Raw genomic sequence first — 26,622 nt, 5'->3', positions numbered from 1 at the left:
GCCGGACTCCTGGTGGGTGGAGCTACGCGCCGGAGGTGGCGGCGTCGCTCATGATCCAGGCAAAGCGGTCGTCCACACCCGCGCTCCCGCCGCTCTCCTCGCGCTGATCGGACCACGAGAAGCGCTCGCTCACGCGCGCCTTCGCGCTCGCGTCGCCCCTCCAGGCGAACCGATCGCCAACCACGGTCTTGCTGGTCTCGTCATCATCATCATCGTTGTCGCCCGTGTCCCCCACGGGGTCCCCGAGGTCGTCGTAAACGCCGCTCCTGCTCCCGAGCGCGAACGGCCCGAAGCTGTACCCGTCCGAGCCCGCGTCGAGATCCCCGAGGTCGTGGTACTGCGCGTCGATGGAGCTGTAGACCTTGCCGCCGATCTTCTTCGAGTATTTGAACCCGTTCGCCAGGGCCGTGTACTTCAGGATGCTGCTCACCTTCCGCGACTGCAGGAGGTTCTGCTCGGTCACCTTCTTCCACGTCTTCACGGCGATGATCGTGTCCTTCACCGACTTCGCCGCGGCGCCAAGGCTCTTCCCGAGCTTCTTCATGCGATCGGCGGCGCTCTCGCCGAGCTCCGCGGCGCCCTGCTTGAACGACCTCCACACGCTGCCGTCAGCGGCCTCCGCGAGCTCCTCGAGCAGCTCGTCGCTCTGCGATCGCAGCCGGCTGAGCGAGTCCGAGAAGCTCTCCGCCGCCTGCTTGCCCACCTTCGACGCGACGTCGTCGGCCGCCTCCTCGGCGGACTCCTTGAGGATCTTCGCGAGCGTCTCCTCGGCGCTCTCCCGCGCGAGGGCCTTGCCGGCCCGCTTGAAGAACGGCTGCGCGAGGTCCGCGCTCCTGGCGGCGGCCATCTTCGCGCCCTTCACCAGCCCCTTCCCCGCGGCCTTCGCGCCCTTCCACAGCTTGCCCGCGATCTGGCCGCCGAACTTCATCAGGATGTCCATCGCGATCTCGATCGCGATGTCGACGAGGCACGCGATGAAGTCGGTCCAGGTGAAGCCGGCCTTGGCGGTGCCCCAGACGATGGTGAAATCGAGCGGCAGGCTGACCGGGCTGTTGCACGCGAGGTGGAGCGAGAACGGCACGGTCTTGAACGGCGAGCACGCGAGATCACAGGTCGTCTCGCCGAAAATAGGGTTATCGCATCCGATCGTGACCCCGCTCGTCCCCCAGACCGAGATGGAGCTCCCGAAGAGGATGGTCCAGGGCAGGAGCGGATTCCACCCCTGGACCACGTCCACGTGCGGGACGACGAGGCTCGCGTCGCTCCCCCGCCCCATCCAGTGCACGCCGTCGAGCTGTATCTCGTGCTTGTTCTGCTCCGACCAGAACGAGAAGAGGTGCGTGCCGCTGACAAGCCCCGTCTGGAAATGAGGCCAGTACTTCTGGGGCACGTAGGCCCCGGGCGGCGGCATCGGCCACCAGAACAGGGCCTCGTGCCACGAGAGGCCGAGGAACACGTTCCACCGCGTGACGGTCAGGCAGCCGTACGACATTGTTCGCGCTCCTTCATCGAGTCGATCGAGCCGCCGAGGTCCAGCGCACCTCGCGCCGCAGGTTCATCATCTGCTCCTCGGTGAGATCCAGGGCCACGGGGGCCCGGGCGCTCCAGACCACCACGACCTCGCCCGGGACCGGCCGCACGACCACCGAGCAGAGGTGGGACTCCGCCTCGGTGAGCGCCCGGCCGGGCGCGAGCTCCAGCATCACCCGGGGCACCTCGCCGGGCAGGTGGAAGGAGTAGACTTGCCGGTTCGGGTGCACGTGATGCAGCTCGAAGTACTCGTCCGGCGCGAGGTCGGAGACGCTCATCCCGGGCGACGCGACCTGCGCGTACTCCGGCCGGAGCGGGCCGCCGGGGTCCTGATAAAGCGGCGGGATCGAGAGGACATCCCGGGCGGCCCAGCCGCGCTCGACCTCGGCGGGGAGCTTGCCGTCGCTCTGGCAGGTCGGGGCAAGCCCGAGGTAAGCGAGCCGGGGAAACCAGGCCATGGACTGGTAATCCCAGCCTGCCGGCAGCGGCGCATGGATCCACCGGTATGGCTTGCCCACGGCGAGGCGCTGCGGCGTCAGCGGGTCGAACGGGAACTCGAGGTTGGGGATCGGCCGCCCCGCGAAGCCCTCGGCGTCGATCTCCATCAAGTACCCGTAACCACAAGGATTTCTCGGGTAGTGGTACACCGTGTCGGCGAGCCGATCGATGCCTCGGCGGGCATCCTGGACGAGCTGGCCGAGGAGGTCGCCGTTCCGGCCGAGCGCCGTCAGATCGACGCCGCCGTAGGCGTAGTCGTAGCGGATCGGGACCACCTCGATCGGCGCAGGCTCGGAGAAGCGCGGCCGGCCCGCGCGGTCGATCTCACCCACGCGGTCGCCGTGGACCACGATCTCGCGGTGGTGCTTGCCGAACCGGACGCTCGCGGTGAGCGTGCGGGTGTCGGGCTTGTAGGCGTGGGCGAAGGCCTGGATGACGACGTCGGTCGCGCGCCGAAAAGGGAGCATCTCGTCGACGGCGATCGGCGGAGAGACCCGCGGCGGCTTGCGATCCTCGCTGTACGGGATCTCGTCGTCGTGCAGGACCTCCTGCTGCGCGGGGGCATCGAGCTCGCAGCGCCCGTTGTGGATCCGGTAGGTGCGCTTCGAGATCCAGGCGATCCACCGCCGCCCGTCGGGCTCGCCTTGCAGGAGCAGCTCGGTCTTGCGGCGCGGTCTGCGCGCCGGGGCGCGCGCGGCGGGCGGCGTCGGGTCGTTGCTCACGGCCGCTGCTCCGCGCTCACTCTGCCTCGTAGATGCGCCACCGGCCCCGCCAGAAGTTCTTCTCCGGCTCCTCCGCGTCGCCTGGCTGGCGCCGCGTGTCGGTGAGCAGGGGCTCCATCTGATCCCAGAAGCCCTGACCCACCGCGGGGCCGAAGATCGCCATCACCGTGTCGCGCATGAGCTCGTGGCGCTGCGCCTCCGGCAGCACGTGAAAAGGGTCGGTGAGCCGCTTCATGCGGTCATGGTACTTGGCGCGCGCGGGCGGCCACTCGGTATTTTGTTTTGATCTCCCGCCGCCGGCGCACACCCCTGGCCGAGCTCGTCGGCCAGGTTCCGAAGCCATCCGCGCACCGCCACACACCGGCGACGACTCCAAGGGTCGTTGCGGCCCGCGATCGCTGGATGAGCCCTTGACCTCGGGAGGCGCGGTTGCGACCGTGCACGACGGGGACATGAGCGAGCCGAAGGGGACACTCCCGGTCGACGACGCGCAGGCCGCGCAGTTCGCGGCGCGCGCCTTGCCGTTCTTGCCAGGCACCGCGGGCGGCGTCGCGTGCGCGTCGCTCACGCCGGCGGCGTCGGCGACGGCGGCGCAGGCGACCGTGGACACGGTCCCGTGGCGCCACGAGGGCAAGCTCCGGTTGACGGTCGTCGTGAAGGCCAGCTTCTCGCTCGACGCATCGCCGATGCGGCCGGCGGAGGTGGCGGCGCCGTTCCAGGCGAAGGATGTCCACGACCGCCGCGGCCCGATGACCCACGTGACCGCGGCGAGCGATCGGGTGCCGTACCGCCAGTACGTGGACGTGACCGCCCTCGGGCACGCCGCCGCGCCGGGCGGCCGCGCTGTCGCCGAGATGAGCGCGCGGTTCGCGCTCGTCCAGCGCGAGGCGCCGGGCCTCGACAAGACGGTGCGCGTCGTCGGCCGCCGCAAGGAGGCCGGGGCGGCGCCGGAGCCGTTCGTCCGGATGCCGATCGTGTACGAGCGCGCCGCCGGCGGCGTCGGCGTGCCCGAGAACCCCCTGGGGTGCAGCGAGCGCGACGGCGAGCTGCCGAACGTGCTCGACCCCGTCGATCCGCAGAGGCCCGCCGGCTTCGGTCCGCTCGCGGCGGCGTGGCCGGCGCGCAGCCGCCGCCTCCCGGCCGGCGCCCGCGCCAGGCTCGACGCCGAGGTGATGGAGGTGCCGGGCGCCTTCGACTGGTCGTACTTCCAGTGCGCCCCGCGCGACCAGTGGGTCTCCGCGCTGCAGCCGGACACGGTCGTCGTGCTCGAGGGCTTCCACCCGGATCGCCCGCGCATCCAGAGCGCGCTGCCGGACGCGCGCGTCGCCGGCGCGGTGTACGGCCTCGACGACGCCGATCCCGACGCCCCGGCGCGGCTCGCGTTCCACGCCGACGGCCTCCACGTCGACGCGGATCGGCTGCTCTGCACGATCACCTGGCGCGCCCACGTCGAGCTGCGCGACCCGGCGCAGCGGGAGCGACTGGTGGCCGTCGCCGGCGTGGGCATCGGGAGCGCGCCAGCGGTCCCGCCGCGGCGCCCGCCGGTCCAGCGCCCCGCGGCGGCCGCGCCAGCCGCGCCGTCGCGCTCCGGCGAGCCGCGGCGGCGGGAGGGGTCCGGGGGCGGCACGCTGGCGCTCGACGGGCCCGGCAGCGCGCCGGGGTCGGGCACCTTGCCCGCCGCCCGCCACTCCGCCGCCCGCGGCCACGACGCCCGGCCCAGCGGCGGGAGCGGTGCTCGCCGCGCTCGACTTCGATGGAGCCCCATCGCAGCCGCCCGCCCTCGCGGACGCGGCCCCGCGCGCCCCGGCCCCCGCGCCGGCGCCGCAACCGCCGGCCCCGCTGAAGGAACCGCCGGCGCCGAGCGCAGCGCGCCCGGAAGAGCCGGTCACGATCGAGCGGTACGCCACCGTCTGCGCGGAGCTCGCCGAGCGGGGCGCGCTGCGCGGCGAGGTGCTCTCCGCGCACGACCTCGACGAGGGCACCTGGCGGAAGGCCGAGCGGCGCTGGCGCGACGAGCTCGAGCGCGCGCTGAAGCACGGGGACCGCGCGCTGCGCGAGCGCTTCGACGACGCCTACGTGACCGCCTGGGAGCGGCGCCACCCGGACCGATTCGGGGCCGAGCAGTACGCCCGCCTCGTCAGGGCCGAGCGGCGGGGCAAGCTCGCGCTCGAGATCGCGGAGCAGGGGCTCGACGCGCCGCTCGGCCTGCGGCTGAAGCGCGTGTGGCAGCGGCGCGTCGCCGCGCAGGCCGCGCTGGCGGGGCAGGTCGAGCGCGCGCTCTCGGCCCTCTGATGCGCGGTCGACCCGCGCGCGGCACGCCGCACGCAACGCTCAGCAGTTCAGCTTGATCCGCTCGCCGAGCAGCTGCACGTCATCGTTCGCCGCGATCTGCACGTCGCCGCGCGTGGCCTCGAGGTTCACCTGACGGGCCTCGGCGCGCAGCTCGCCGCGCGCCCGCGTCGTCACGTCGCCGGCGACCGTCTGCGCGAGGTCGCCGCCGGTCTCGTGCACGATCCCGTGCTCGGCGCGCACATGGAAACGATCGCAGTCGACGCGCACCGCGCCCGGCGACTCGAGCTCGAGCTCCGCCGCCCGGATCCGCAGCACCGGCCCGCGCTCGGTGAGGCGCACGTCGAGCTCGATCTCCCCGGACGCGCTCCGGATCGTCACCCGCTCCTCGTCCCCTGCCGCGGATCGCACCTCGACGACGCGCCCCGACGGCAGCTCCACCCGCCGGCCCTCGGCGTCGCGCCGCGTCTGCTCCGCGATCCGCTCGATCAGCGCCGGCAGCTGGTCGACCTGCTCGGGCTCCGTCACGATCTCTGGTGCACGAGCTTCGTACGAGGGCTTCATCGCGGCGCGCTCGCGGGAGAGTCTCCCGCTTCCTGGATCGAAGGAGAGCGCACCCGGGCGCGCCGGGCAATCGCAATCTGAGCGTCCCGGGGTGCGACCGCGGACACCACGGCGCAGGACCCGTCCACCGCCTTGCGGCTCCCGGCATGGTCAATCGCTGGCACACAGCACGTGGAGGATGACGAAGCGTCGTTCGGTGCGGCGCATGCCCACGAGCCTGGACCGCCGCGGCTTCCAATTTGTCCAATACGGCGGCGCGCGCGGGCAACAGAATCGGCGCATGAAGATCATCCACAAGATCATCCTCATCCTGGTCATTCTCTCTCTCGGAGGTTGCATGCCCCATACCACCCAATCGACCTCGGCCATGGAAGGCCCCAATGCCACCTCGGCCGTCGTCCGCTACCAGGTCACGGACGTCGATCGCGCCGTTCGCTTCTACACCGAGCGACTCGGCTTCACGCTCGACCTGCAGGCCGGCACGGCGTTCGCGACGGTCTCCCGCGGTGACTTGCGCTTGCTCCTGAGCGGCCCCGGCAGCTCCGGAGCGCGCCCCATGCCCGATGGCCGCGCTCAGGTCGCGGGCGGCTGGAACCGCATCGTCCTCTACGTCGACGACCTCGCCGCGATCATCGAAGCACTCCGCGCGGCCGGCACACCCTTCCGAAACGACATCGAACGCGGCGTGGGGGGCGCGCAGATTCAACTCGAAGATCCCGACGGCAACCCGATCGAGCTTCACGAGGCGCCGGAGGAATCGACCTCGGCCGCGGGAGGCCCCGATGCCACCTCGGCAGTGGTCCGCTACCAGAACACGGACGTCGATCGCGCCGTTCGCTTCTACACCGAGCGACTCGGCTTCACGCTCGACCTGCAGGCCGGCACGGCGTTCGCGACGGTCTCCCGCGGTGACTTGCGCTTGCTCCTGAGCGGCCCCGGCAGCTCCGGCGCGCGCCCCATGCCCGACGGCCGCGCTCAGGTCGCGGGCGGCTGGAACCGCGTCGTCCTCTACGTCGACGACCTCGCCGCGATCATCGAAGGACTCCGCGCGGCCGGCACACCCTTCCGAAACGACATCGAACGCGGCGTGGGGGGCGCGCAGATTCAGCTCGAAGATCCCGACGGCAACCCGATCGAGCTTCACGAGCCATCGGCGGGTTAGCTATGCGCCGATCGCGCTGCGGCGCATCCCGACACCGCGCTGATCCTTCGCGGTCATCGGGTCAGGACGCCTCCGGCTCGCGCGTGTTGCCGGTCCCTTCCGCGCGCCCCATCCGGCGCGGCTGGCCCGGCGATGGCGATGTGGTGCAACTTGACGCGTTCGCGGGATGACTGGGCGATGAGCGCGGTCGGCGAATTGCCGGAGAGGGCCACGAACTCGCGGATCAGGTGCGACTGATCGCAGAACCCCGACACGGCAGCGAGCCGGGCCCAGTCCGGCTCGCGCTCCCTCTCGGCCTGCGAGAGCGCCCGCCGAAAGCGTGTGATCCGGGCGAAGGCCTTCGGGGCGAGGCCGGTCTCGGCGGTGAACACGTCGACGAGCCGGCGGTGGCTGATGCCGAGCGTGGCCGCGACGTCCGCGACGCGCCTTTCGCCTCCCTCGAGCGCCGCGATCGCGTGCGGCACCAGGGGATGACCGGGGCGCGCGTTCGAAAGGCGGTCGAGCAGCGCACGCTCCAGCAGCGCGAAGCGCGCGCGCGGCTCAGGCGCCGCGCACAGGCGTTCGCGGAGCTCCGCCGCTCGCCGCCCCCAGAGCTCCGCCAGGTCGGCGTGCGTGTCGATCAGCGCGCCGGGCGGCGCGCCGAGGAACGGCCACGCGCCGCCGGGGCGGAAGTGGACCCCGACCATCGACGCGTGCTCACGCGTGTCCACGCCGAAGGCGGACTGGTACGCGCCCGACACGACGGCACCGGAGTAGCGTCGAATGGCGGGGCCGTCGTAGATGCGAACCTCGTCCTCGTCGAGGTTGACGACCAGCTGGAGGGTACCGGAGGGCAGGATGCGCTCGGCCGCGTGAGGCGGAGCAGCCGAAAGGTACCAGAGCTCGGCGACGTGCGCCGAGAGCGGCGGACCCGGCACGTGGCGGACATACAACACGTGGACACTATGGTCGACAATCACGTCGCCGGCCACATCGCCGCGCGGCGATCGCGAAGCCCGGGGACTCCCGTCGCACCTTCGCCTATGCTGGCGTGAGTTCCGGGTGAGCCTCCGGAAGATCCACCTCCACACTCCTCGACAAGGGCTGGAACGAAATGATGAAACACCTGCGCAAGATGCTCGACTCCCAGGCGCCTGCGGCGACGCTCCTTGTCCGCCTCTCGGTCGGGGCCGTGTTCTTGTCCGAAGGGATCCAGAAGTTCATCTATCCAGCGGAGCTCGGCGCCGGACGGTTCGTCAAGATCGGCATCCCCTGGCCGGAAGCCATGGGACCTTTCGTAGGGGTTGTCGAGATCGTCTGCGGGGCGCTCGTGCTCGCGGGGCTCCTGACCCGGTTCGCCGCCGCTCTGCTCGTCATCGACATGGTCGTGGCGCTGGTCTCGACCAAGCTTCCGATCCTGCTCGGCCGAGACATCCTCGGCTTCCACGTGCGCAAGCTGCCGCAATACGGCTTCTGGAGCATGGCCCACGAGGCGAGGACGGACTGGGCGATGCTGCTGGGCGCGCTCTTTCTCGTCGTCGTCGGCGCGGGGCGCTGGTCCGTCGACGCGCGCCTGGCACGACGCCGAAACGCGCCGTGAATGAATCAACCACCTCTCCCACGTCGGTCCGGCGCTGGACGGGGCTGATCTGTACGAGCTCGTGTGGCTGATTCTACGCCTCGGCGTGACGGCGTTCGGGTGCCTGCCGGCACGAGCGCGCGTTGACGTCCGCGAGCACCGGATCCAAGCCCACTGGAACAACAGTGAAGCTGTTGACGCGACGTCCCGGACATTCACAGCGCCAGGGAAGATCGGTGTCTGGACACGGCGAGCTCGGTTTCGCAGGTTGACGACCGCACCATCGTGCCTCTCTGATAAGACACCGCTTGAAATCGAGGCGGAGGAGGAGAAGAAACGATGAAGAACATCGTTGGTTGGCTCTGTCTCGCCGCGCTGACGGCGCTCGGCTGCCGCAACGCACCCCCGGCGCCCTCCGCGGAGCCGCCGGCGGTCGCACGCCCAACCGCTCCGCCTGCGGCGGAGCCCGCCGGTCATCCAGCGCCGGCCGTCCCGGCGGCGCTGGATCCCGCGGTCGTCGAGGCGTCCACCGGAGGCAAGGCGGAGGTCACCGAAGGTGTCGTGAAGGTCTCGTTCCCCAGGAACGACGTCAAGGTCGAGGTGGATGGCTGGGCCATGCCGCCGTTCATGGGGCTCACCTCATGGGCTGGGTTCACCCCCGGCCAGAAGGCGGGCATCGAGGCGATGGTGATGGGCGATCTCGTCCTGTTCGAGGACGAGGTCAGCGACGCCATGAGCGCCGCCCTCGACGCCGGGCTCGAGGTCACAGCGCTCCACAACCACTTCTTCTACGACCGGCCCAAGGTCTACTTCATGCACATCGGCGGCGAGGGCAAGCTGGACGCGCTCGGCAAGGGCGTGCGCGCCGCCCTCGACGCGACGCGGGCCATCCGGCAGAAGATGCAGAAGCCGCGCGAGCGCCTCGACGGGCAGCCCATTCCGGCGAAGAGCGCCATCGATCCGGCCAAGGTGGAGGCGGCGCTCGGCGTGAAAGGCACCGTGAAAGACGGGATGGTCAAGGCCGTGATCGGCCGGCCGGCTGCCGTCGCCGACTGCGGCTGTAAGATCGGCAAGGCGATGGGCGTGAACACATGGGCCGCGTTCGCAGGCACGGACGACAACGCCGTCGTGGATGGCGACTTCGCGGTCACGGAAGACGAGCTCCAGCCCGTCCTGAAGGCGCTCCGCGCGGGCAAGATCCATATCGTGGCGATCCACCAGCACATGGTCGGCGAGGAGCCGCGCATCCTCTTCTTCCATTACTGGGGGCGTGGCCCCGTCGCCGAGCTGGGCAAGGTGTTGAAGGGCGCGCTCGGTTTGACCAAGAGCCAACCATGAATGCGGGCTGACGGGCTCATGTTCGAGCGGGACGTCCAGCTCCCGGCCAATCATGAGCAGCACGAGCCGCCTAGGGTGCGCCGCTGCCCCCGGTCGTCACGCCGGCGACCTGGGCTGAGGCGGCGTTCCGGGCTGCTGTTCGCGCTGCGTTCGGCGCCGCGAAGCGCGCGAACAGAGGTGGAATCACGATGAGGTTGAGCAGCGTCGAGCTCGTCAAGCCGCCGAGGATGACCGCGGACATGGGGGCCTGAATCTCGTTACCCGGCTCGCCGGCCGCGAGGACGATCGGAACGAGCGCCAGCGCCGCCGTCAGCGCCGTCATCAAGATCGGTACGAGTCGATCGACGCTCCCCTGGATCACCGCATCGCGCAGCGGGAGCCCCTCCACCGTCAGCAGGTGCCGGTAGTGGGTCACCATCATGATGCCGTTCCGGGTGGCGATCCCGAAGAGGGTGATGAACCCGACGAGCGAGGCGATGCTCAGCACGCCGCCCTCGAGCCAGACCGCGACCGCGCCCCCGACGAGCGCCAGCGGCAAGTTGAACAGGACGAGCGCCGCGTCCCTGGCCGATCGGAAGGCCATGAGCAGGAGCGCCGTCATCCCGACGATCGCCAGCGCCGAGAGGGCCAGGATCGTGCGGCTCGCCGACGCCTCGCTCTCGAACGCCCCGCCGAGCTCGACGCGGTAGCCAGGCGGCAGCTTCACCCCTCCGCGCACGGCCGCGAGGACGTCCTCGGCGGCCCCCCGGAGATCGCGCCGGGCCACGTTCGCCGTCACGATGATCCGGCGCTGCACGTTCTCGTGGTTGATGAGGTTGGGCCCCATGGTCTTGTCGAGCGCGGCAATGCCCGCGAGCTCGGTGAAGCGCTCGCCGCGGACGTCGACCGGCGTGGCGGCCATCAAGGCGAAATCCGACCGGTAGGAGCTCGGGAGCTTCGCGACCACATCGTAGACGCGCTCGTGCTCCCAGAAGAGGCCGACCTTGCTGCCGACGAAGGCCATCTCCACGAAGCGCGAGAGCTCCCCAGGGCTCTTGCCGAAGGCGGCGAGCTCGGTCGCCTTGGGACGGATGACGAGCTGGGGGATCTCGGTCTGCTGCTCGACCGCGAGGTCGACGACCCCGGGGACGCCCTTCATGGCCGCCTCGGCCCCGCGCGCGAGGGCGCGGAGCTGATCGAGGTCGTCGCCGTAAATCTTGAGGGCGAGGCTCGCGCGCACGCCGCTCACGAGGTGCTCGATGCGATGGCTGATCGGCTGGCCCACCGTCACGGCAAGGCCCGGGATCGCGGCGGCCTGCTCGCGGATCTGCGCCAGGATCTCCTCGCGCTCGCCCTTGGAGATATCGAGCCCGACCTCGAGCTCCGAGAAGTTGACGTCGAGCGCGTGCTCGTCCCGCTCGGCACGCCCGGTGCTCCGGATGACGGAGGTGACCGCCGGGTGGGAGAGCAAGAGCCGCTCGAGCCGGCCGACGATCTGGTCCGATGTCTCCAGCGAGGTGCCGGGCGCGGTCGCGGCGGCGATGTTCAGCGAGCCCTCATTGAACTCGGGGAGGAAGCTCCTGCCAAACGAGGCCAGGGCGACGACGGCCGCGACCGCGCCGGCGAGCGAGGCGAGGCCGATGGGCACGGGGACGCGCAGCGCGGCGGTGACGACCGGGCGGTAGCGCGCCTTGAGGAATCGCACCAGCCACCCTTCCCGGTGCGCCGCGGCGCCGTCCGTTCGGCCGAGCAGGAGCATGCAGAGCACCGGCGTGATCGTCAGTGCCACGAACAGCGAGGCGCCGATGCTGGTCACGTAAGCGACGCCGAGCGGGCGCAGGAGGCGCCCCTCGATGCCGCTCAGGAAGAAGAGCGGGGCGAAGACGAGCAGGATGATGAGCGTCGCGAAGACGACCGAGCTCCGGATCTCACGCGACGCCTCGTACACCACGTCGACGACAGGCCGCCGCTCTCCCGGCGGCAAGAGCGCGTTCTCCCGCAGGCGCCGGTAGACGTTCTCGACGTCGATGATCGCGTCGTCCACGAGCTCGCCGATGGCGATCGCGAACCCGCCGAGCGTCATCGTGTTGATGGACGCGCCCGTGGCCCGGAGGACGAGCAGCCCCGCGAGCAGCGAGAGCGGCAGGGCGAGCAGCGAGATGAGCGTGGTCCGCCAGCTCATGAGGAAGAGGGTGAGGATGATCGCGACGAGGATCGCCCCGTCGCGGAGCACGGTCGTCACGTTGCCGAGCGCGACGCGGATGAAGTCCGCCTGGCGAAACCCCTTGCGGTAGAGGGACATGCCCTCCGGCAGCGAGGCCGCGATCTCGTCGAGCGCCTGGTCGACCCGATCGGTGAGCTCGAGCGTGTTCGCCTGGGGCTGCTTCTGGACCTTGAGCACGACGGCATGCCGGCCGTCGACGGCCGCCTCGCCGCGCCGGATCGCCTCGCCCATGGCGACCGTCGCGATGTCGGCCAGGTGGAGCGGGACGCCGTCGCGCTCGGCGATGACCACCTGGCCGAGCGCGTCGATCGAGCTCGGCCGGCCGAGCCCGCGGATCAGGTACTCCTGCGCGCCCGCGACGTAGAAGCCCCCGGACGTGCTCTCGGAGACCCCCTGCAGCGCCTCGAGGACCTGCTCTGTCCCCACGCGGTGCTGCATGAGCAGCTCCGGGGCGAGCGTGATCTCCACCTGCTTCAGCGCACCGCCGATCGGGACCACCTGCGCGATCCCCGGCACCGCCAAGAGGCGCCGCCGGACGAACCACTCGGCCGTGTCCCGCAGGTCGCCGCCCGAGATCTTCCCCTCGTCGCCGACCAGACCCACGAACATGATCTCACCCATGATGGACGAGGCGGGCGCCATCAGCGGTTCGATGCCCTCGGGGAGCGAAGAGCGGGCGGACGAGAGCTTCTCGGCGACGACCTGCCGCGCCACGACGGGCGAGACATCCCACTCGAACTCGATCCAGAGCAACGCGATCCCGACCGCGGAAGACGAGCGGATCCGGCGCACGCCCGACGCGCCGTTCAGCGCCTGCTCGAGCGGCGTGGTGACGAGCTTCTCCACCTCCTCCGGGGCGAGCCCTCCGGCCTCGACGACGACCGTGACCGAGGGCGCCGAGAGCTCGGGGAGGACGTCGAGCGGCAGGGTGGCGGTGGCATAGGCGCCGGCGCCGACGAGCACGAGCGCAGCGGCGATCACGAGCCAGGCGTGGCGGAGCGAGCCGCGGATGATGGCGTCGAACATGGCGGGGAGCTCCTCAGCTAGTGGCGGTGGGACTCGACGGTCCCCATCAGCGAGGCCAGGTGAACGTCAAAGCCGCCTCGGGTCACGATGCGCTCGCCCTTCGCGACGCCCGAGCGCACCTCCACGAAGGCGCCGTCGGCGTCGCCGAGCGTGACGCGACGCTTCTCGAAGTGCTCTCCGTCGGCCTGGACGAACACGTACGGGCGGGTGTCGATCTCGACCACGGCCGCCCTGGGGACCGCGAGCGCCGTCCGGGGAGCGCCGAGCCGGGCCGCGAGCACCACGCTGGCGCCGGGCCGTAGATCGTCCTGGGGTGGGGCCGCTGCCTGGGCCGGGGTTCCCCCTCCGGCCGGCGCGCCTGCGCTCCGGAGCGGCGGCACGTCGGCGATCCAGGTCGCGATGCGGGAGCCTGCGTCGATGACCGGCAGCAACGACAGGAACCGAGCGCCTCGCTCCTCGATGTCGAGGCGCTCGCCGCTCGGCAGGCGCACGGCCGTGGGCCTCGCCTGCTCGAACGTCGACGCAGGGCGGGCGACGAAGCGCGCGCGGATCCACAGGTGATCCGTCCCGCCGATGCGCACGAGCGGCGCTCCGGCCTCGACCGGCTCGCCGTTCGGAACGAGGACCTGCGACACGATGCCGTCGAGGGTCGACTTGATCGTGATGCCGCCTGCGCCTCCCGGCGACAGGACCCGCCCAATCCGGCCCTGCGCCGAGCGCAGCCTGGCTTGCGCAGCGTCGAGCTGGTTCCTGAGCTCGATGAGCCGTCGCTCGGGCACGAGGCCGTCCTTCGCGAGCGGCTCGATGCGGGCGATCTCTCGCTCGATCTGCTCCTTCTCCAGCCTGGACTCCTCGGTGGCGAACTGGAGCCGCGTGTAGTCGTCGCCGGCCACGGTGGGCGCGATCGCGCCGAGCACGTCCCCCTTGGCGACGCGGAGCCCCTCCGCGAGGGCGCGCTTCGGGTCATGGAAGAAGCGCCCGCCCGTCGGAGCGCCGATCGTGAGCTGGTCCGAGGCGGCCGGCTCCACGGTGGCGGCGATCTCGATCTCCTTGGACATCGGACGCGCGTCGGCCCACGCGGTCCCGAAGGGGATCTTCCATTGCGATTCCTTGAGGAAGGTGATCGCGCCGCCCCCTGCATCCGGCTCCGGCGACGGCGGCGCGGCGGCGACCGTGATGGGACCGCAGTCGAAGACGTCTGTCTTCCCTGCGTACTCGTACGCCATCTCGAGGGTGTACGAGCCCGCCGCGGGCGCCGGCCCCTCGGGCGTGAAGATGCCCGGCCGCTTGACGCCCTGGATGCTCGTCTCTGCTGCCACGCCCGCGGACGTCTTGAAGCGCACATGGAAGGTCCCCTCGGTGACCGCCTGGAATCCGTCGAGCCGGGTGACGTGCGCGTGGTAGGGCACGGGCTTCCCGGGGACGGGCGGCGGGAACTCCACGAAGAGCTCGTGGAGATCGGTCCACTTCGTGATGGCGAGCGGCTCCGGCTCGCTCTCCTCGACCCCGTGGCCATGGCTGTGGCCGTGGTCATCGTGGCTGTGCCCGTGCTCACCGCGATGGCATCCGATCGCGCCAGGAATGAGCGCGCAGAGGGCGAGCGCTGTCGCGCGGGTGTAGCGCCCAGGGTTCATCGTGTACCTCCCGCGGCGTCGCCGCATGCGTGATCCAGCGTTGCGTCCAGCATCGTGCCCGTGGCGCGCATCCAGGCGAGCCGCGTGAGCGCGATCTCTTCCATCAGATCGATGCGCGCGAGCTGCGCCTCCTCGGCCGCGCGCAGGGCGTCCAGGAGCTCGGCGATCGACGCCTCGCCTGCTGCGTAAAGCCTGCCTGCCTGGCTCTCGAGCGCCGCGGCCTCCGCGACGGCGCGCTCGATCTCCGCGACGCCGGCCTCGAGGATGCCGAGGCGTGCGGCGGCCGCCTTGGCGCGGGCGGCGCTCTCGCGTTTCAGGCCGGCGGCCGTGGCCTGGGCGACGGCCTGTTCCGCGTCGGCTCGCGCCGCGTCACCCTGGCCGTGATCGAAGAGCGTCAGCGGGACGGTGAGCCCGAGGGACAGCCCGTGCCCCGTCTCCTGCGCCGCGCCGGAGAGCGCGCGGTAGCCGACGAAGACCTCGATGTCCGGAACCCAGCGCCGTCGCGCGGCCTCTGCTTCCAGTCCACGCGCGCGCGCGGCGGCCTCCAGGCCCCGGATCCGGGGCGGCGCCGGGGTGGCCCCGCCCTGCGCGGCGGCGGCGGCCTGCACCGCTGGCCCGCCGGCGATCGTCGCGAGGCCTTCGGGCGGGAGCGTCACCTCCTCGCCGGTCCACGCCTCCAGGAGCGCCCGGGACGCGGCGGTCCGGGCGCGCGCCGACGCGAGGAGCCGCCCGTGCACGCGGGCCTGGGTCCGTTGCCGCAGCAGATCGTAGCTCGCGCTCTCGCCTCCCCGGGCGAGCCGCTCGATGGTCCCGGACAGGGCGTCGAGCGCCGCCTGCTGCCGCGCGAGGACGCCGAGCCGCGCCTCATCGACGGCGGCCGATACATGGGCCTCCCTGAAGGCCAGCGCCGCGTCGAAGCGCGTCGCGTGAGCCTCGGAGAGCGCCTGCTCGCGGAGGGCGCGCGCCGCGTCCTGCAGCACGAAGCGCTGGCCGCCGAGCCCGAGCGGGACGGAGAGCCCGACGACCGTCTCGCTCTCACCCGGCCCGCGCAGCGTGCGCTGGTGCTGGAGGGAGAGGGACGGGTTCGGCAGCACGCCGGCCGCGGTGACGGCAGCCTCACCTCGGAGGCGCTCCGCGCTGGCCAGCGCGGCGCTCGGGCCCTCGCGACAGATCCGGCGCGTCGCTTCGGTCTCGTCGAGCGGAGGAGCTGCCTTGGTCTGGGACGAGCTCAGGCCCAGCGACAGCGTGACGGCGCAGGTGACCGCAAATCTACTACGACTTGTAGTTTTTGAAGGTGTGCTGAGAGCGAACCGCGTGCGCATGGGCACGACCTCCTAGTGAACGAGCCAGCCGAGGAGCGTCTCCACGGCGTGGTGGACCAGGTCACCCGGCCACACGGCAGCCAGGAGTGCAGCAGCGAGCGCGCCGGCGCCGACCGCCACCGTGTCATTGCCGAGCCGGGGCGGTGTCTTGTCCTCCCCCTCGCCTGCGTCGAGCAGGGCGTGCACGCGCTGCTCCAGCGCGGCGCCGGCGGGCGCACCGAGGGCGAGCACAGGTGGCACCACGTCGAGTGCGCCGGATGCCCATCGTTCCCTCTCCACGGCGACGAGCGCGGCGGCGACAGCGCCGGGGTCGCCGAGCTGCGACGCGGCGTGGGCATCGCACGCGCGCTCGGCCGCGTCCCGCCAGGCATCGATGAGCTGGCGTGCGCCCGGCATGGGGAAGAGCGCGGCGGCGAGCCGAAGCGCAAGCAGGGTCAGCGTGTCGCGCCGCGCGGCATGACCGGCCTCGTGGTGGGCGATGGCCTGGCGCGCCTCCTCGTTCAGGGTGCCGAGCAGGCCCCGGTCGATGACGATGACGGGCAGGAGCGCTCCCACCGTGAAGGCGCTCGGGGCGCCGCAATCAGCGGTCCGGATCGGGACGCCGGCGATATGCGAGGCGGGCAGCTTGCGAATGGCGCGAGCCAGCCGGGCTGCTGTCACAGCCTCGCGGAGGACGCGGATCACGCGTGGCGCCGTGAGCGCGAGCCAGGTCGCTACCAGGAGTGCGGCCGGGGCAGCCAGGGGCTGCGCGAAGTCGGGGTGGCGCAGGCACAGGTGCGGATGGTGCAGTCCGTGCGCAGCGCAGTGGCAGGCCGCGGAGAACGGCGCCGGGAAGGCAAGGGCGATACAGCCGACGAAGGCGACGAGCGGCGGGGCGAGCACCGCTGCCGCGTGGACCGCCGGGGATCCGGCGCGCTCGGCCGGCGCGAGGCTGCGCAGGACCCGCGCAGCGCCCCCCACCACGAGGGCGCCCACGAGGCCGAGCGCAGCAAAGACGACCGCGAACAGGGCGAGGAGCGAGAGCGCGCTCATGTCGAGCGTCCCTGCCGCCGTCGGGCGATGAGCGCGGAGAGCTGATCGAGGAGCGTCGGATCCGCGCGCTCCGCCGAGTCGAGAAAGGCCATCAGCACGGCGTCGCTCGGCTGCGTGCTCGCGGCCGTGAGCGCGCCAGCCGCTTGCTCGCCCAGCCAGACCTCTCGCGAGACGCTGGGACGGTACAGGAACGCCTTGCCCTCCTTCTCGCGCACCACCAGCTCCTTGTCGTGGAGCCGGTCCAGCACCGTGAGGACCGTGGTGTACGCGAGCGGGGGACGCCGCTGGATACGGCCGAGCACGTCACGCACGGAGAGAGGCGCGGAGCTGCTCCAGAGCACGGACAGCACCGTGGCCTCCAGCTCGCCCAGCGATCGGGTGGTCGAAGCGGGCACGTGCGGAACCTACTACGGTGCGTCGTTGATGTCGACGGGACGGCTCAGGGGCGGTGGGTGCGCGGCGCACAGGGCGTCCGTGTCGGGGAATCAGGTCAGACCCAGGGGCTCCGGTTTCCCTACGAGCAGGAACGCACCGGAATATTGATCTTCGTCGCGGTTCTCGGCCAGGCGCTGCGCTCAGCCAACACATGGGATTGAGTGTGTTCAACTTCGAGCTGGCGATCTCGGCATCGACAAGAGCAATGTCACCCGGCTGATACAGCGCCTTCGCGAGGACGGCCGGGTGGAAGCGAGGAAGACGGGCGGGTCCGCCGCCTGCGGCTCACCTCGGCCGGGCTTCTTCTCGAAGCACCACCACGGCGTCTTCACGCACATCGGGTCAAACACGCACTTTCACGTCGTCCTGCCGGAGCGACCGCTGATGGGCCACGTGGACGGCGTGACGCTCGCTCGCGGCGCGCGGGTCCTCCTGCCGGCGCCTTGAGGGTTCCGGCAGAGCAGACGCCCTATCCTCGATGACGGGAGGCATGCATCGCGACGGCAATGCCGTCCTGGAGCGTGCCCTTCGTGACGATGCCTTGCAGCGGTGCGTCGAGTTGCACGAGCGTTCGGGCCACCTCCGAGCCTATCCCGGTGATCACCGTGCGCGTCCCCAGGAGCCGCAGGCCGCTGGCCGCGACGAGGAGCATGGTGGCGACGCGCTCGTCCACGTGTTTGAGGCCGGTGATATCGATGATGACGAACTCGGCGCCTCGGCTGCTCGCGCCGTGGAGCATCGCATGGTTCGCCTGCTGAGCCCGGTCGCTGTCCATCGTACCGATGAGCGGCATGACCAGGATGCGATCCGTGATCGGAATGAGCGGCGTGGAAAGCTCGAGGAGCCGGCCGCGCTGCGCGGCGATGATCTGCTCGTGCAGCGCGGTCCTCTCCGCGTTCGCGTGCCCCTTCTCGACGAGCTCGCGCTCGAGCCCCTCCTTGGCCTCGCGCAGCTCGTCCGTACGGGTCATGAGCTCGACGAGGAGCGCCTCGCGCGCGGCCTCGACGGCGACGCGCTGCCGAACCTCCGACTCCAGGCTGGCATTCTTCTCCTGCAACGCTCGCGTCATGCGCCGGACGGCGATGTGCGGGCGTATCCGCGCAAGGAGCTCCTCCGTATCGAAGGGCTTGCTTATGTAATCCACGGCGCCCGCCTTCAACCCTTGCAACCGGTGCTCCCGATTGTTCAAGGCGGTCATGAACACGATCTGAGTGTCGGCGGTCTGCGGGTTGGCCTTCAGGCGCCTGCACACCCCGAAGCCGTCGATATCTGGCAACATGACGTCGAGGAGCACGAGATCCGGCTGCTCGCGCTCGATCAAGCTGATCGCCATGTTGCCATCCGTGGCGACGGCGAGGTCCAGATGCTCGCCCGACAGTACGTCGAGGAGCGTGTCGAGGTTGGCGGGGTTGTCGTCGACCGCGACCACGAAACCATTGAATTGCGTCAAAACCTTCCCCCAAGTGCCTGAAAAACGCAGCGTGGACGCTATCAAGGAGCGTGACGACTGTAAAGGGCCAAGCATGCAGCGTCGCTCCGAGTAGCGCGGCTCCGACGATCCCTGCAGGTGCTGACACGACGTATCTGTAACTTGCTTCACGTCGACAATGCCAGGACAGATCGAACTGTACGTGTGCCAACGTATACGGCCTCGCGTAACGCTGGTCACGACCTGGAAACGCTGTAGTCAGCGTGCGCCCGCGCACGTGCGTGGGGTGCGCAAGTGTGGCAGTCGCGAAGCGTCTTTCAAAATTGCATTGACTTGTGTTGCCGTGCCCAGGCTAGTTTAGCGCGCACTCGGCTATCGTGCCGCGGTGCAGATGCAGGGGAGGGGTTCGGGCATGGAACTGACGGAGTATGCGCTGGGGGATATCGCTTACGAGGGAAGCGAGACGCGCGTCTGTCGCGCGGTGCACCTCCCCTCGGGCGCGCAGGTGGCGATCAAGTTTCCGCTCGCCGAGGTACCCAACCCGCGCGTCATGGGGCGACTGGTCCACGAGCATCAAGTGCTCCAGCAGCTCGCGGCTGTGCCAGGCGTGGCACGCGTGCATGCGTTCGAGCAGCGGAACGGCACGGCGGCGCTGGTCCTCGAGAACCCTGGAGCGAGCTCGCTCGATCAGGTGCTCGCCAGGCACGGTCGCCTGCCGGTGGCGGCCGGGCTGCGGTTCGGGCAACGCCTTGCTCAGGTGCTCGAGGGCGTGCATGCCGCCGGCGTGATGCACAAGGACGTCAAACCGCAGAACCTGCTCGTGGATGACACGTACGAGCAGGTCACCCTGCTCGACTTCGGCATCGCCTCGCTGCTGTCCCAGGAAGCGACCGAGGCGAGCATCCCCGAAGCGCTGGAAGGTACCCTGGCGTATATCTCGCCGGAGCAGACGGGGCGCACGGCGCGCGCGCTCGATACGCGCACGGATCTCTATTCGCTGGGCGTGACGCTCTTCGAGGTGCTCTCGGGGCGGCGGCCCTTCACGGACCGCGATCCGCTCTCGCTGGTGCACGCGCATCTGGCCAAGAGCCCGCCTCCGCTCGACACGATCGCGCCGGAGGTGCCGAGCGGCGTGTCGGCGATCATAGCGAAGCTCCTGGCGAAGGATCCCGAGCGGCGGTACCAGACAGCCAGAGGCGCGGCCGAGGATCTGGAGGAGGCGCTCCGCGCGCTCCACCAGCGCGGTACGGCGGCGCCCTTCTCGCTTGGAAAGAAGGACTTCTCACGGAAGCTGCGGTTGCCGCAGGTGCTCGTGGGGCGGGAGCAGGACGTCGAGCGGGTAGGCGAATCGTTTGCCCGCGCCGAGCGGGGCGCGGCGGAGCTCTTGCTCGTCGGCGGACCGTCGGGCATCGGCAAGACGGCGCTGGTGCGCACGGTCTACCACGACATCGCGAAGGCGGGGCGCGGCCTCTTGATTGCAGGCAAGCACGACCAGCTCGCGCGGTCGACGCCGTACGCCGCGATAGCGCAGGCATTCGGGGGGCTGATGCGTCAATGGATCTCGAGCCCGAAGGCGGTCCTGGAGACCTGGCGGGATCGGATCCGGAACGAGGTCGGGGACAACGCGCGGTTGATCGCAGACGTGGTGCCGGAGCTCGACCTCGTCATGGGCAAGCTGCCGCCGGTGCCGCCGGCCGAGGGCGAGCAGGTGCTCAACCGGCAGAAGCTGACGTGGTTGAACTTCGTTCGAACCGTCACGACACCGAACCCGCCGCTCGTCATGTTCCTGGACGACATGCAGTGGGCAGACAGCGCCACGCTGATCATCCTGCAGACGCTGCTGACGGACGTGGAGCGGAGGTCGCTGCTGGTGATCGCAGCCTACCGTGACAACGAGACGCCGCCCGAGCATCCGCTGTGGAAGCTCGTGGAGGCAGTGGAGGCGAGCGAGGCCAAGGTATCGAGGCTGACGGTGGGCCCCCTGTCGGAAGAGCAGGTGCAAAAGTGGCTTTCGCGCACGCTCGAGAGCGAGCCGAAGCGCGTGGAGCCGCTCGCGCGTGTGCAGTGGCAGAAGACGCGTGGAAACCCGTTCTTCCTGGAGCAGCTGCTGTTCTCCCTGCACCGGCAGAAGCTCCTTGTGAGGGACGCGGAGAGCGGGGAATGGCAGTGGAACCAAGCGGACCTGGAGCGAGCGCAGATCACCGACAACGTGGTGTCGTTGCTGACGGACAAAGTACGAGAAATGCCGGACGCGACACAGCAGCTCATGGGGCTCGCGGCGTGCGCGGGGCACACCTTCCATCTCCACGATCTGGAGCGATTGAGCGGGTGGGAGCCCGCCCGGGTGACGGGAGCGTTATGGCCGGCGCTGCAGGAGGAGCTGGTCGTGCCGGTCGACGGGGCTTATCGCCCCGCGCAGGCGCTCGGAGGGGTGGGCGACGGAGCGCTGGACGCTTCGTACCGGTTCTTGCACGACCGCGTGCAGCAGGCGAGCTACGAGCGGATCTCGCCGGAGCAGCGCGTCCTCGCGCACCTCGAGATCGGCCGTCGGCTCTGGGCGCGGTACCGCGCGGAGGGGGGCACGGCTCAGCAGCTCCTGGAGCTCGCGCGGCACATGAACCAGGGTTCGGCGCGGCTCACGTCCGTGGAGGAGCTCAATGACGTCGCGCGGATGAACCTGGAGGCCGCTCGCGTCGCGAAGGCCGCGAGCTCCCACCGCCTGATGGCCAGCCTCCTGGAGAACGCGCAGGCGCTCCTCGGCGAGCGGGCCGCCAACGAAGAGCTGGCGCTGTCGGTGGAGATAGCGCTGGAGCGGCTGGAGGCGGCCTATCTGCTGCGAGATTTCGAGGACGTCGAGGCACGCGCGCTCGACTTGCTCGCGAGGCCTCTCGGGGCGGTGCCCTGGCTGTCGGCGCAGGAGATCCGCGTCCGCTGCTGCCTGGCGACGGGCCAGTACGCGCGGGGAATCGGGCTTGGTATCGCGGCGCTCGCGGAGCGGGGCTTCGCCTTCCCCGAGACGGACGAGGCGTGTCAGCCGGCGCTCCTCGACGAGTCCGCCGCGCTGGATCGATGGTTGGAGCAGGACCTCGGCGCGTTCGATCGAATGCCGCCGGAGCAGTCCCCGGAGCACCGGCTCATCGACGCCCTGATGACGCAGACGCAGCTCTGCTCCATCTACGGCGGCCGGCCGATGCTCTACACGCTCATCATTGTTCGCCTGGTCTCCGAGGCGGTGCGACGGGGGGCCCTCACGCCAGCGGCCACCCTCATGCTCTGCAGCTTCGCCAACGTGTGGTCGGTGGCCACGGGCATGTATCGCCGGGTCTTGCGGTGGGTCGAGCCCGGGGTGCGCGCCGCGGAGCGGGTGGGGTCCCCGATGCTCCCCGAGTGCCTGGTGCTTCATGGTATCTACATGGTCTATTCCAGACCTGTCGACGAGACGGCTGCCCTCTATGAGCGAGGCATGGCGACCGGCCTGAAGCTCGGTTCGTTCCAGGGCACGAGCTGGGGCCTCCTCGCCGAGCTGTTCTATCACCGCGTCTGGCGTGGCCTGCCGCTCGGCCAGGTCGACGCGCAGGTCAAGGCTCGCTGGGATCTCGTGCAGCGCGCGGGCGACGCCGTGGGGAGGCACCACTTCGAGGCGATCGCGTCCTATTGTGACGTGCTGATGACCCCTGACGGCGCCCCGAAGCTCCTGGACGACGAGCCGCTCTCGCGAGGTTCGCGCTCCCTCCTGGCCGACGGGGACGGGTTCACGGGAGGGCTCGCTCGCACTCTGGAAGTCTATCTGTTCTGCGTCACCGGCAGGTGGGAGCGAGCGTTATCGCGGGCGCGGGAGGCAGACCAGTCTCGAGCCGACATCCTCGGCATGCCGCCGGTCACGGATATCCCGTTCTTCCTCGCCCTCTCGGCGGCGAAGTGCTGGCATGACGCCGCGGGCGCCGAGGAGCAGGCGAGGCTGCGGGAGCACATCGACCACGGCCTCGAGCGGCTGCGGTACTTCGCGGAAGGTTGCGCGCCGAACTTCCTCCACAAGCTGCGCCTCGTCGAGGCCGAATACGCCCGCGTCCGCGGCGAGACCGAGGAGGCCATCGCCAGGTACGACGAGGCCATCGAGCTCGCGCGCGAGCACCGCTTCCTGCACATCGAGGCGCTTTCGATCCAGCTCGCCGCCGAGTTCCGGCTGCAAACGGGCAAGAGGCACATCGGCGCCATGTACCTGCGCGAGGCGCGCGACGCCCATGCGCGCTGGGGCGCGGCCAACGTGGTCGCCCATCTGAACGCGAAATACCCTGCTCTGCTCAGGGCGGCCATGCAGGGGGCGCCTGTCGAGCGCGCGATGGTGGCGGCGGCGACCACGGCGACCACGGGCGCCTCCACGGGCGCGAGCCTCGACGTGAACACCGCGGTGCGCGCGGCGCAGGCGCTCTCGAGCGAGCGCGACCCGGAGCGCGTCGTGGGCCGGCTGATGGAGCTTTTGCTGGCGAACGCGGGGGCGCAGCGCGGCGCCCTCGTCCTCCGCGAAGGGGAAGCGCTCTCCGTCGTGGCGCGGCTGTCGGTGGAGGGGGCTCGCATCGAGACGGGGCTGTCGGAGCCGCTCGGGCAAAGCCACGACGTGCCGGCGACCATGGTGCAGTATGCAGCCCGCACGGGCGAGCCGGTGGTGACAGGCGACGCGACGAGCGAGGCGCGCTTCGCCGTCGACCCTTACCTCGCGTCGCGCGCGGTGCTCTCGCTGCTGGCCCTGCCCTTGACACACAGGGGCCATCTCGTGGGCGTGCTGTACCTCGAGCACCGCGACGTGCCGTCGGCGTTCCCTCCTGCGCGCGTGGAGTTCCTGTCGGTGCTGGCCTCGCAGGCGGCCATTGCCGTCGAGAACGCCGTCCTGTACCGGGACCTGGAGGCCAAGATCAAGGAGCGCACGGCCGAGCTCCAGATCGCCAAGGAGGCGGCCGATCGGGCGAACCGGGCGAAGAGCGATTTCCTCTCGAGCATGAGCCACGAGCTGCGCACGCCGCTCAACGGCATCCTCGGTTATGCCCAGGTCCTCTCTCGCGCGCCCGAGCTCTCCCTGAAGAGCCGTGATGGGGTGCAGGTCATCAAGAAATCGGGCGAGCATCTCCTCTCCTTGCTGGAAGACGTGCTGGACCTCGCGAAGATCGAGGCCGGCAAGATGGATCTCGTCGCGACGAAGTTCGATTTCCAGGCCCTGGTGCGCACGGTGGTGGATCTGTGTCGCGTGCGCGCGGACCAGAAGGGCATCGCCTTCACCCATGAGATACGCGGCGGAACGACGTCCGCGTTCTACGGCGACGAGAAGCGCCTGACGCAGGTGCTGTTGAACCTCCTGAGCAACGCCATCAAGTTCACCGAGCGAGGAAGCATCACCCTCGTCGTCGACGAGCTGAAGCGCGGCCCCGGTGAAGGGAGCACGTTGCGGTTCCGGGTCGAGGATACGGGCCCCGGGATCGCCGCGGAGCACGTCTCGCGCATCTTCGATCCCTTCGAGCAGCTCGGAGATCACAAGGCGAAGAGCGCCGGCACAGGGCTCGGCCTCGCCATCACGAAGAAGATTGTCGACCAGATGGGCGGCACGATCGAGGTCGAGAGCGAGCTCGGCCGAGGCAGCGCCTTCATCGTGACGCTCGCGCTCGCGGAGGGGCCTGCCTCCGCGCGCGCCGACAACGCCCTCGGATGGCATACGATCACCGGGTATCGCGGAGAGCGCCGCACGATCCTCGTCGTGGACGACAACCCGCATAACCGTGCCCTGATCAGCGATTTGCTGGTCCCGATCGGCTTCGAGGTCGTGGAGGCCGAAGACGGTGAGGCGGCGCTCCGGCTGGCCATGGAGCGGAGGCCGGCGCTCGTCTTGATGGACCTGGTCATGCCGGGCATCGACGGCCATGAGGCCACGCGCCGCCTGCGGCAGATGCCCGAGCTCGGCGAGGTCGTCATCCTGATCTCGTCCGCGAACGTGTCCGGAGCCGAACAGCAGGAGAGCGTCCGCGCCGGCTGGAACGACTCCTTGCACAAGCCCGTGCAAGCGGGCGAGCTCTTCGACAAGATCCACCGCTTCCTCGGCGTGGAATGGATTCACGCCGAGGAGAAGGCCCCTGTCGCGGCGGCGAGGGAGAAGGGTCCGCTGGTGCCGCCTTCGGCCGAGGAGCTTGCCCTTCTATCGCGGCTCGTGGCGTCGGGGCGCGTCCGGAACGTGGTGGCGGAAGCGGTGCGGATGGAGGAAACCGACCCGCGGCTCGGCCCGTGGCTCGAGCAGCTCAGGGCGCTCGTGCGGACGTACCAGATGCGAAAGCTGCAAGAGTTCGTCGATGGGTATGCCGCAGGCACGGCGCTGCCCAGGAGGAGCGCTAGCACTCCGGCAAATTGACCCCCACCTCCACCGGCAGCTCGAGCACGTTGACCGCGAGCCCCCCGCGCGCCGTCTCCTTGTACTTCGACTCCATGTCTGCCCCGGTGTCGCGCATCGTCTTGATCACCTTGTCGAGGCTCACGAAGTGCGCCCCATCCCCGTGCAGCGCCATGCGCGCCGCGCTGATCGCCTTGATCGCGGCCATCGCGTTGCGCTCGATGCACGGCACCTGGACGAGCCCGCCCACCGGATCGCACGTCAATCCGAGGTTGTGCTCCATCGCGATCTCGGCCGCGTTCTCCGCCTGCTCCGGCGTGCCGCCCAGCACCTCGGCCAGCGCGCCCGCGGCCATCGAGCACGCGGAGCCCACCTCGCCCTGACACCCCACCTCCGCGCCGCTGATCGACGCGTTCTCCTTGTAGAGAATGCCTATCGCGCCCGCCGTGAGCAAGAAACGGATGACCCCCTCGTCCGTCGACGTCGGCACGAAGCGCCGGTAATAGTGCAGCACCGCCGGGATGATCCCCGCGGCGCCGTTCGTCGGCGCCGTGACCACGCGGCCCCCGGCGGCGTTCTCCTCGCTCACCGCGAGCGCGTAGAGGCTCACCCAGTCTATCGCCGTCAGCGGATCCCGGAGCCCCGCCTCGGGGCTCTCGATGAGCTTGCGGTACAGCGCCGGCGCGCGGCGCACCACCTTGAGGCCGCCGGGCAACACGCCCTCCGCCCGGAAGCCGCGCCGCACGCACTCCTGCATCACCCCCCAGATCCGCAGGAGACCCGCCCGGGTCTCCGCCTCCGGGCGGAAGATCTTCTCGTTCTCCAGCATGACCTGGCTTACCGACAGGCCGCTCGCTGCGCACGCCGCGAGCAGATCCGCGGCGCTGTGAAACGGATACGGCAGCGGCGTCGTGTCCGCTTCGATCGGGTTCTCCCCCTTCGCCGCCGCCTCGTTCACCACGAAGCCGCCGCCCACCGAGTAATACACGCGCGCGCGCAGCGGCGCGCCCCCCTCGTCCAGCGCCGTGAAGCGCATGCCGTTCGGATGAAACGGCAGGCTCCGGTGCAGGAAGGCCAGGTGTCCCCTCACCTGGAAGCCGATCTCGTGGCGGGAGAGCAGCGACAGCCGGCCGCTCTGCCGCACGCCCTCGACGATCGCGCCCGCCCGCTCGACGTCCACGCCGTCCGGCGTCTCGCCCATGAGCCCGAGGATCACGGCCTTGTCGCTGCCATGGCCGCGGCCGGTGGCGCCGAGCGACCCGAACAGCTCCACCGACACCGCCGCGGTGCGGGCGAGCAGGCCCGCCTCGTCGAGATCCACCGCGAACATGCGCGCCGCGCGCATCGGCCCGACCGTGTGCGAGCTGCTGGGCCCGATACCGATCTTGAAGAGGTCGAAAATGGTGACTGCCATGTGACGTGGAACGCCGTTCAGCAGGATCTCCGGCGCCTTTGCCGGAGCGCGCTCGACGCTCGACGGTACACCCTACCCCGGTGCAGGCCGGCGCGCAGG

General features: G+C 70.5%; 18 protein-coding genes and 1 pseudogene. 7 read left to right on the top strand and 12 right to left on the bottom strand.

Annotation, left to right across the window (positions count from 1 at the left end; translation table 11 throughout):
* Positions 1–22 precede the first annotated feature (22 nt).
* From WMF12_RS09805 to WMF12_RS09795, 3 genes are read right to left on the bottom strand one after another with little or no spacing between them, the layout of a single operon-like run.
* Entirely contained in the window at positions 23–1,492 is a 1,470-nt protein-coding gene (locus WMF12_RS09805; protein WP_437870198.1) for a hypothetical protein, read from the bottom strand.
* Positions 1,493–1,505: 13 nt separating this feature from the next.
* Complete coding sequence (locus WMF12_RS09800; protein WP_437870195.1) at positions 1,506–2,750, bottom strand: DUF2169 domain-containing protein; 1,245 nt, start codon at positions 2,748–2,750, stop codon at positions 1,506–1,508.
* Positions 2,751–2,766: 16 nt separating this feature from the next.
* Positions 2,767–2,985, bottom strand: coding sequence for a hypothetical protein (locus WMF12_RS09795; protein WP_272101560.1), 219 nt, complete (start codon positions 2,983–2,985; stop codon positions 2,767–2,769).
* Here WMF12_RS09795 and WMF12_RS09790 point away from each other — a divergent pair.
* Together WMF12_RS09790 and WMF12_RS09785 are read left to right on the top strand one after the other, a co-directional pair.
* Positions 2,984–4,132: pseudogene (locus WMF12_RS09790) on the top strand (DUF2169 domain-containing protein); the annotation flags it as partial. The gene WMF12_RS09795 and the pseudogene WMF12_RS09790 sit on opposite strands and share 2 nt — an antisense overlap.
* Before the next feature lie 349 nt (positions 4,133–4,481).
* A complete protein-coding gene (locus WMF12_RS09785; RefSeq protein ID WP_437873986.1) occupies positions 4,482–5,042 on the top strand; it encodes a hypothetical protein in 561 nt (186 codons plus the stop codon).
* A gap of 39 nt (positions 5,043–5,081) precedes the next feature.
* Here WMF12_RS09785 and WMF12_RS09780 read toward each other — a convergent pair whose 3' ends face one another.
* Complete coding sequence (locus WMF12_RS09780; RefSeq protein ID WP_437870192.1) at positions 5,082–5,603, bottom strand: hypothetical protein; 522 nt, start codon at positions 5,601–5,603, stop codon at positions 5,082–5,084.
* 178 nt (positions 5,604–5,781) lie between these two features.
* Between WMF12_RS09780 and WMF12_RS09775 the strand changes: the two genes are divergently transcribed.
* On the top strand, positions 5,782–6,765 hold the full coding sequence (locus WMF12_RS09775) for a VOC family protein (RefSeq protein ID WP_437870189.1): 984 nt from the start codon (positions 5,782–5,784) through the stop codon (positions 6,763–6,765).
* 53 nt (positions 6,766–6,818) lie between these two features.
* On the opposite strand, the gene WMF12_RS09770 is transcribed toward WMF12_RS09775, so the two are convergent.
* The gene (locus WMF12_RS09770) at positions 6,819–7,736 is read right to left on the bottom strand and encodes an AraC family transcriptional regulator (RefSeq protein WP_437870187.1); all 918 of its coding nucleotides are present in this window, start codon (positions 7,734–7,736) and stop codon (positions 6,819–6,821) included.
* 125 nt (positions 7,737–7,861) lie between these two features.
* Between WMF12_RS09770 and WMF12_RS09765 the strand changes: the two genes are divergently transcribed.
* Together WMF12_RS09765 and WMF12_RS09760 are read left to right on the top strand one after the other, a co-directional pair.
* Complete coding sequence (locus WMF12_RS09765; protein ID WP_437873842.1) at positions 7,862–8,344, top strand: DoxX family protein; 483 nt, start codon at positions 7,862–7,864, stop codon at positions 8,342–8,344.
* A gap of 318 nt (positions 8,345–8,662) precedes the next feature.
* Entirely contained in the window at positions 8,663–9,661 is a 999-nt protein-coding gene (locus WMF12_RS09760) for a DUF1259 domain-containing protein (protein ID WP_437870180.1), read from the top strand.
* A 70-nt stretch (positions 9,662–9,731) separates the two neighbouring features.
* On the opposite strand, the gene WMF12_RS09755 is transcribed toward WMF12_RS09760, so the two are convergent.
* The 5 genes from WMF12_RS09755 to WMF12_RS09735 are packed head-to-tail and all read right to left on the bottom strand — an operon-like array spanning position 9,732 to position 17,273.
* Positions 9,732–12,890, bottom strand: a complete 3,159-nt coding sequence (locus WMF12_RS09755; protein ID WP_437870177.1) for an efflux RND transporter permease subunit — start codon at positions 12,888–12,890, stop codon at positions 9,732–9,734.
* A gap of 17 nt (positions 12,891–12,907) precedes the next feature.
* Positions 12,908–14,524, bottom strand: coding sequence for an efflux RND transporter periplasmic adaptor subunit (locus tag WMF12_RS09750; protein ID WP_437870172.1), 1,617 nt, complete (start codon positions 14,522–14,524; stop codon positions 12,908–12,910).
* Positions 14,521–15,846: a TolC family protein gene (locus WMF12_RS09745; protein WP_437870168.1), complete on the bottom strand. Its 1,326-nt coding sequence runs from the start codon at positions 15,844–15,846 to the stop codon at positions 14,521–14,523. The genes WMF12_RS09750 and WMF12_RS09745 overlap by 4 nt, the downstream gene beginning before the upstream one ends.
* A 12-nt stretch (positions 15,847–15,858) precedes the next feature.
* Positions 15,859–16,878 (bottom strand): M48 family metalloprotease, encoded by a 1,020-nt coding sequence (locus WMF12_RS09740; RefSeq protein WP_437870166.1) that lies wholly within the window; start codon positions 16,876–16,878, stop codon positions 15,859–15,861.
* The gene (locus tag WMF12_RS09735; RefSeq protein ID WP_437870161.1) at positions 16,875–17,273 is read right to left on the bottom strand and encodes a BlaI/MecI/CopY family transcriptional regulator; all 399 of its coding nucleotides are present in this window, start codon (positions 17,271–17,273) and stop codon (positions 16,875–16,877) included. The genes WMF12_RS09740 and WMF12_RS09735 overlap by 4 nt, the downstream gene beginning before the upstream one ends.
* 286 nt (positions 17,274–17,559) lie before the next feature.
* On the opposite strand from WMF12_RS09735, the gene WMF12_RS09730 reads away from it, so the two are divergent.
* Positions 17,560–17,760 (top strand): hypothetical protein, encoded by a 201-nt coding sequence (locus WMF12_RS09730; protein ID WP_437870158.1) that lies wholly within the window; start codon positions 17,560–17,562, stop codon positions 17,758–17,760.
* A gap of 22 nt (positions 17,761–17,782) precedes the next feature.
* Here the strand turns inward: WMF12_RS09730 and WMF12_RS09725 are convergent, their stop codons facing one another.
* Positions 17,783–18,982, bottom strand: coding sequence for a response regulator (locus tag WMF12_RS09725; protein WP_437870156.1), 1,200 nt, complete (start codon positions 18,980–18,982; stop codon positions 17,783–17,785).
* Between the two features lie 172 nt (positions 18,983–19,154).
* Here WMF12_RS09725 and WMF12_RS09720 point away from each other — a divergent pair, with 172 nt between their 5' ends.
* Positions 19,155–25,130, top strand: coding sequence for an AAA family ATPase (locus tag WMF12_RS09720; protein ID WP_437870154.1), 5,976 nt, complete (start codon positions 19,155–19,157; stop codon positions 25,128–25,130).
* Here the strand turns inward: WMF12_RS09720 and WMF12_RS09715 are convergent.
* Entirely contained in the window at positions 25,111–26,523 is a 1,413-nt protein-coding gene (locus WMF12_RS09715) for an L-serine ammonia-lyase (protein ID WP_437870151.1), read from the bottom strand. The genes WMF12_RS09720 and WMF12_RS09715 overlap by 20 nt on opposite strands.
* Positions 26,524–26,622: the final 99 nt, after the last annotated feature.

The sequence above is a fragment of the Sorangium sp. So ce363 genome, assembly GCF_051520435.1.
GTDB lineage: Bacteria > Myxococcota_A > Polyangia > Polyangiales > Polyangiaceae > Sorangium > Sorangium cellulosum_B.
Note: the sequence above shows the minus strand (reverse complement) of the source record. Positions and strands in the feature narration are given on the sequence as shown.

Excerpts from the sequence above, each read along its gene's own strand:
- WMF12_RS09805 (WP_437870198.1), bottom strand. The coding sequence starts at position 1,492 with ATGTCGTACGGCTGCCTGACCGTCACGCGGTGGAACGTGTTCCTCGGC.
- WMF12_RS09795 (WP_272101560.1), bottom strand. The coding sequence starts at position 2,985 with ATGAAGCGGCTCACCGACCCTTTTCACGTGCTGCCGGAGGCGCAGCGC.
- WMF12_RS09780 (WP_437870192.1), bottom strand. The coding sequence starts at position 5,603 with ATGAAGCCCTCGTACGAAGCTCGTGCACCAGAGATCGTGACGGAGCCC.
- WMF12_RS09775 (WP_437870189.1), top strand. The coding sequence starts at position 5,782 with ATGACGAAGCGTCGTTCGGTGCGGCGCATGCCCACGAGCCTGGACCGC.
- WMF12_RS09765 (WP_437873842.1), top strand. The coding sequence starts at position 7,862 with ATGAAACACCTGCGCAAGATGCTCGACTCCCAGGCGCCTGCGGCGACG.
- WMF12_RS09760 (WP_437870180.1), top strand. The coding sequence starts at position 8,663 with ATGAAGAACATCGTTGGTTGGCTCTGTCTCGCCGCGCTGACGGCGCTC.
- WMF12_RS09755 (WP_437870177.1), bottom strand. The coding sequence starts at position 12,890 with ATGTTCGACGCCATCATCCGCGGCTCGCTCCGCCACGCCTGGCTCGTG.
- WMF12_RS09750 (WP_437870172.1), bottom strand. The coding sequence starts at position 14,524 with ATGAACCCTGGGCGCTACACCCGCGCGACAGCGCTCGCCCTCTGCGCG.
- WMF12_RS09745 (WP_437870168.1), bottom strand. The coding sequence starts at position 15,846 with ATGCGCACGCGGTTCGCTCTCAGCACACCTTCAAAAACTACAAGTCGT.
- WMF12_RS09740 (WP_437870166.1), bottom strand. The coding sequence starts at position 16,878 with ATGAGCGCGCTCTCGCTCCTCGCCCTGTTCGCGGTCGTCTTTGCTGCG.
- WMF12_RS09720 (WP_437870154.1), top strand. The coding sequence starts at position 19,155 with ATGGAACTGACGGAGTATGCGCTGGGGGATATCGCTTACGAGGGAAGC.
- WMF12_RS09715 (WP_437870151.1), bottom strand. The coding sequence starts at position 26,523 with ATGGCAGTCACCATTTTCGACCTCTTCAAGATCGGTATCGGGCCCAGC.